The following is a 5,353-nucleotide window of genomic DNA, read 5'->3' on the forward strand; positions in this document are numbered from 1 at the left end:
GGTTGTAGCGACTCCGCCAACACCGCCATCAATGAGGCAGCCGATGACCGCCCGGTGGTGCTGACAACGTTCACAGTCCTCGCTGACATCGCCCAGAACGTGGCAGGGGACAAGCTGCGCGTGGAATCGATCACCAAAGCAGGTGCCGAAATTCATGGGTACGAACCAACGCCCGGTGACATTCGCAAGGCTGGCAAGGCAGATCTGATCCTTGACAACGGGATGGGCTTGGAAGCTTGGTTCGAGCAATTTGTACAGGATGTGAAAGCGCCGCACGTTGTTGTCTCCGAAGGTGTGGAAACCATTGACATTGCCGAGGACGCCTACAAGGACCTGCCCAACCCGCACGCCTGGATGTCGCCGTCGAACGTGCAAATCTATGTCAAGAACATGGTGGGGGCATTCCAAAAACTGGATCCAGCCAATGCGCCGTTCTATGCGCACAACGGTGCCGCCTACAATGCCACCTTGCAGGGCATGCAGGACGATCTCGTGAACAAGCTCTCCGTGCTTCCGCAGAACCAGCGTGCTCTGGTCAGCTGCGAGGGGGCCTTTTCCTACCTGGCCCGTGATGCAGGCCTGAGCGAAAAGTACATTTGGGCGGTCAACGCAGAGCAGCAGGCCACCCCGCAGCAAATTGCAGGCGCCATTGAATTTGTGCGCAGCAACCAGGTTCCCGCGGTGTTCTGCGAGTCAACCGTCTCGGCAGCACCGATGAAACGCGTAGTGGAGGCGACTGACGCCGTCTTTGGTGGCACCCTCTATGTTGACTCACTCTCTGAAGCGGACGGCCCCGTACCCACCTACCTCGAGCTGATCCGGTATGACGCGAAAGTCATCGTCGACGCACTGACCGGGACCACGCCGTGAGCGCCGCCATGGCTGCCGCCATTGACGTCGACGCAGTGACGGTCCACTACGGGTCTGTGTTGGCCTTGGACCAGGCAACCCTCCGGCTCGGGAAGGGCCGCATCTGTGGCCTCGTGGGCATGAACGGCTCCGGAAAATCCACGTTGTTCAAGGCCATCATGGGCTTGGTGAAGCCCGACGCCGGAATCGTCACCATCGCCGGCCAGACACCGGCGGCGGCACGCCGCACAGGTGCCGTCAGCTATGTTCCGCAAAGCGAGGATGTCGACTGGCAGTTCCCCCTCTCTGTACAGGACGTGGTCATGATGGGTCGCTACGGGCACATGGGTATGAGCCGCCGCCCCAGAAAGGCAGACAAACTGGCCGTGGCCGAGGCCCTGGAACGCGTGGAACTAAACGACTACGCAAACCGACAGATCGGCCAGCTCTCCGGCGGGCAGAAGAAGCGCACGTTCGTGGCCCGCGGGATTGCGCAGGAGGCAACCACACTCCTGCTTGACGAGCCCTTTGCCGGGGTGGACAAGCGCTCCGAGGCGACCATTTGTACGTTGCTGAAGGAACTCGCCCGCGAGGGTGCCACCATATTGGTGTCCACCCACGACCTCCAGGCCCTGCCGGATTTGGCTGACGAGGCCGTTCTGCTCATGCGCCGGGTGCTCATGCACGGCACCCCCCGCGAAGTGCTGCAGCCCGAAAATCTTGCCATGGCCTTTGGCCTTGACGTCATGAGCCGAAGCGGGGCAGCCCTGTGAGTATTTTCGAATTCCTGCTCGAACCACTCGACTACGCCTTCATGCAGCGCGCCCTTGCTGTCACCGTCATCGCATCCGTGGTCTGCGCCGTCTTGTCTTGCTGGCTGGTGCTGATCGGCTGGTCGCTCATGGGCGACGCCGTCTCCCACGCCGTCCTGCCCGGAGTTGCCCTGGCCTACATTGTGGGGGCCCCGTTTGCCATTGGTGCCGTACTGTTCGGCTTCCTGGCAGTTGCCTTGATCGGTGCCGTGCGGGACACGAGCCGGGTCAAGGAGGACGCCGCAATCGGCATCGTCTTCACCACCCTCTTTGCCTTGGGCCTGGTGCTGATCTCCGTCACGCCCAGTCAGACGGACCTCACCCACATCATCTTCGGCAACCTGCTGGGGCTCAGTCACGGTGACCTCATTCAGGTGGTGCTGCTGGGCGTCGTGACGTTCGCCGTCCTTGTCATCAAGCGCAAGGACTTCACCCTCTACGCCTTTGACCCGACTCATGCCCACGCCATCGGGCTGAACCCGCGGCTGCTCGGGGCCTTGTTGCTGGGCTTGCTGGCACTGACATCGGTGGTGGCGCTTCAGGCGGTGGGCGTGGTGCTGGTGGTGGCCATGCTGATCATTCCCGGCGCCACCGCCTACCTGCTCACTGACCGGTTCGGGCGCATGCTCGTATTGGCACCGGCCATCGCCGCTGTTTGCGCCGTTGTGGGCCTGTATGCCAGCTATTACCTGGATGCCGCGTCAGGTGGGATGGTGGTGCTGGCCCAGGGTGCGGCTTTCCTCGTTGTCTACCTGTTCAGCCCGCGGCATGGGCTGGTGGTCGCCCGGCTTACGGCAGCACGACGCCGGAAGCTGGCTACCGTCTGAGGCTCGCCGCCGGGGGCGACGAAGGTGCGTTGCGGCCACGCGGCATGGAATAGTGAACTGGCCAGCCCATTTCGGCCCGCACCGACCCAGGAAGAGCGCCCATCGTGAATTGGACCACAACAACACCTATCCCGGACGAATTCATCAAGGGCGCCATCGAGCTTGAACGAACTGCACAGGGGACTCTTCCGCATCGATTGCCCGCGGCGGCGCGCGCCCAGGCCAACAACGACCCACAACTGCTGATGGCGGAGTCCCAGCCCTCGGGGGTAAGAATCGCTTTCAGAACCAGCGCCACCGAGCTCGAGTTGGAGACCGTGCGTTCACGGGCCACCTATCTAGGCGCGCCGGCACGTCCTGACGGCATCATCGAGCTGGTTGTCAATGGGGTGGTGCTGGGCAGCTCGACGACCAGCGGCGGGAACACCACCACGATCGACATGGCCACGGGTGCTACGAGCCTGGACACTGGCACGCCCTGCATCAGCCGCTTTTCGCCGCTCCCCGACGGAATCAAGAACGTTGAATTGTGGCTGCCCCACAATGAGACCACGGAGCTCATAGCGTTGCGTGCCAACGCACCCGTGGAAGTTGCCCCGCCAAGCAGGCTCCCAGTCTGGCTCCACCACGGCAGTTCCATCAGCCACGGATCCAACGCCACGCGGCCCACGGGGACGTGGCCGGCAGTTGCTGCACGCCAGGGCGGCGTTGAGCTGGTCAATCTGGGCTTCGGCGGCAGTGCACTGCTAGACCCCTTCACTGCCCGCACCATGCGGAACACCCCGGCGGATGTGATCAGCATAAAAATAGGCATCAACCTCGTCAACCTCGACCTCATGCGCCTGCGCGCATTCGGGCCCGCAGTCCACGGATTCCTGGACACCATCCGCGACGGCCACCCCAACACCCCGCTGCTTGTCATCTCGCCCATCCACTGCGCAATCCACGAGGACACTCCCGGCCCGGGAGCCTTCGACATGGAGGCACTGGCTGCTGGGCGAATGCGATTCATTGCAACCGGTGACCCGGCGGAGACTTCCGCCGGGAAGCTCACGCTTCGGGTGATTCGCGGCGAGTTGGAACGGATCGTGCGGGAACGCTCGGCAGGCGACGGGAACCTGTACCACCTTGACGGACAGGAACTCTATGGTGTTGCCGACGCCGTGCGGCTTCCGTTGTCCGATGCACTGCACCCCGACGCCGCAACACACCAGCTGATGGGGGAACGCTTCGCGCAACTGGCCTTCTCTGCTGGAGCGCCATTGGCCCACAGGGAAGCCTCGAACGGGTAATTACCCCCTCGCGGGTGGTATATCCACCATGGACTTGCGACTGACCGGCTTGTTAGCGTGGTGGCATGCGGCCGCTCAGGTACTCCATTAATGTCACGCTCGACGGGTGCGTCGATCATCGCGCAATGCTTCCAGATCAGGAAGGCCACCTCTACTGGGCAGAGAACATTGCCCGGGCAGACGCCCTTCTGTTGGGCCGTGTGACCTACCAAATGATGGAGGAGACGTGGCGGTCGCCTGCTTCGGATTCGATGCCGGACTGGACGCAGGCCTTCGCCCACACGATCAATGCCGCAAGGAAATACGTCGTATCCACCACCCTGGACCAGGTTGATTGGAAGGCGGAGCTTGTTCAAGGCGACCTCGCCAGCGCAGTGCAAAAACTCAAGAAAGCCCCGGGCCAGGGGCTGTTTGTGGGAGGGGTGACGCTGCCCCTGGCATTGGCCGAACTCGACCTCATCGACGAGTACGAATTCGTGGTGCATCCGAGGGTTAGCGGCCACGGACCCACCTTGTTCGCAGGACTGTCCAAACCGCTGGACCTGACGTTCGTGAGGCGCCAGGAGCTTCGCTCAGGCGCGGTGGTGATGGCGTACACGCGAAAGGGCTGGAGCGCGCCGCAACGCGTGCATCAAGACCCAAGCTGCTGACGGGCGCTGTCCACGGGCTCGATGGTGCCCCTGGCTGGCCGCGTCTGCCGGAGTAGTTCCCTTGGCAGCAAAAAGCCGGGCACCCTCGGCAGGGTGCCCGGCTCTTTTAGCGCTCGTGCTTAGTGCATGCTGGAGCGTCGTCGCGAGACAGCCAGCGTGAGCAGGCCAGCGATCAGCGCCAGAAGTGCACCACCAATCAACAGTGATGACGTGGTGCCTGTGTTGGCCAAGTCATCAGTGCCGTTCCCATTGGACGGAGCCGTGGTGGGCACCGACCCTTGCGTCGGGGCTGCACTTGTGGTGCTGTCCGCTGCCGGGGTTGTAGCTGGCTTCGTAGATGCCGGGGGCGTGGTGTCGTCGCTCGGTTTCGTGGTGGCGGGCGGCGTGGTGTCGTCGCTCGGCTCCGTGGTTGCCGGGGGAGTGGTCTCAGGAACTTCTTCAGCGATCTTTATACCGGCAAAGCCGATGAGAATCCCTTCGGCATCCTGGACCGTGACTGTGAAGTCGCCCGGTGCCGCGTCCGCGGGTACGCTCAGGGGTGCTTCGCCTGCAGCATTGCTGCGGACCCATACACTGCTGCCGGTATTCTCGGTGGCAGCCAGTGCCTGGATGCGTGCGGCAGGGGCCGGCGCAACTGTTCCGTGGACCGTGGCAAGCAACCAGGAGTTGGCCGGCAGGTTCTTCATCGTGAGGTATTCCCCGCCGTTGAAAACGGTGGCGGGGATGCCCAAGTCAACGGGAGAGTTTTCCGGCAGTGTTGCCAGATCCAAAGGTGCAGGCGCGGTCGTGGGGGCTGCCGGTGCGGTGCTCCAGTTGACGCCTGCAGTCTTGAAGTGGTTTAGTCCCTCAAGCGCCATGCGGCCACCGAGCTTGCCGGCACGCTTGGCGAAGTCCGCGTAGTTGCGGTTTGCCTGCGGCGACCA

The 5,353-nt window shown here is 63.1% G+C and carries 5 protein-coding genes and 1 pseudogene; 5 read left to right on the forward strand and 1 reads right to left on the reverse strand.

Going from position 1 to position 5,353, the window contains the following annotated elements; all coding sequences use genetic code 11:
• From Q4P21_RS15645 to Q4P21_RS15665, 5 genes are all read left to right on the forward strand, one after another.
• A partial coding sequence (locus Q4P21_RS15645) for a metal ABC transporter substrate-binding protein (protein ID WP_303389651.1) occupies window positions 1-870 on the forward strand: 870 nt, incomplete at its 5' end.
• A gap of 8 nt (window positions 871-878) precedes the next feature.
• Entirely contained in the window at window positions 879-1,622 is a 744-nt protein-coding gene (locus Q4P21_RS15650) for a metal ABC transporter ATP-binding protein (protein WP_303389655.1), read from the forward strand.
• Window positions 1,619-2,488, forward strand: coding sequence for a metal ABC transporter permease (locus tag Q4P21_RS15655; protein WP_303389652.1), 870 nt, complete (start codon window positions 1,619-1,621; stop codon window positions 2,486-2,488). The genes Q4P21_RS15650 and Q4P21_RS15655 overlap by 4 nt, the downstream gene beginning before the upstream one ends.
• A 104-nt stretch (window positions 2,489-2,592) precedes the next feature.
• Window positions 2,593-3,780: an SGNH/GDSL hydrolase family protein gene (locus tag Q4P21_RS15660; protein ID WP_303389653.1), complete on the forward strand. Its 1,188-nt coding sequence runs from the start codon at window positions 2,593-2,595 to the stop codon at window positions 3,778-3,780.
• Between the two features lie 65 nt (window positions 3,781-3,845).
• Window positions 3,846-4,430 (forward strand): dihydrofolate reductase family protein, encoded by a 585-nt coding sequence (locus Q4P21_RS15665; protein ID WP_303389654.1) that lies wholly within the window; start codon window positions 3,846-3,848, stop codon window positions 4,428-4,430.
• Window positions 4,431-4,549: 119 nt separating this feature from the next.
• Here the strand turns inward: Q4P21_RS15665 and Q4P21_RS15670 are convergent.
• Window positions 4,550-5,353: pseudogene (locus Q4P21_RS15670) on the reverse strand (hypothetical protein); the annotation flags it as partial.

The organism is Arthrobacter sp. (genome assembly GCF_030540645.1).
Lineage (GTDB): Bacteria > Actinomycetota > Actinomycetes > Actinomycetales > Micrococcaceae > Specibacter.

Coding starts and splice junctions, on each gene's coding strand:
- Q4P21_RS15650 (WP_303389655.1), top strand. CDS start 879: ATGGCTGCCGCCATTGACGTCGACGCAGTGACGGTCCACTACGGGTCT.
- Q4P21_RS15665 (WP_303389654.1), top strand. CDS start 3,846: ATGCGGCCGCTCAGGTACTCCATTAATGTCACGCTCGACGGGTGCGTC.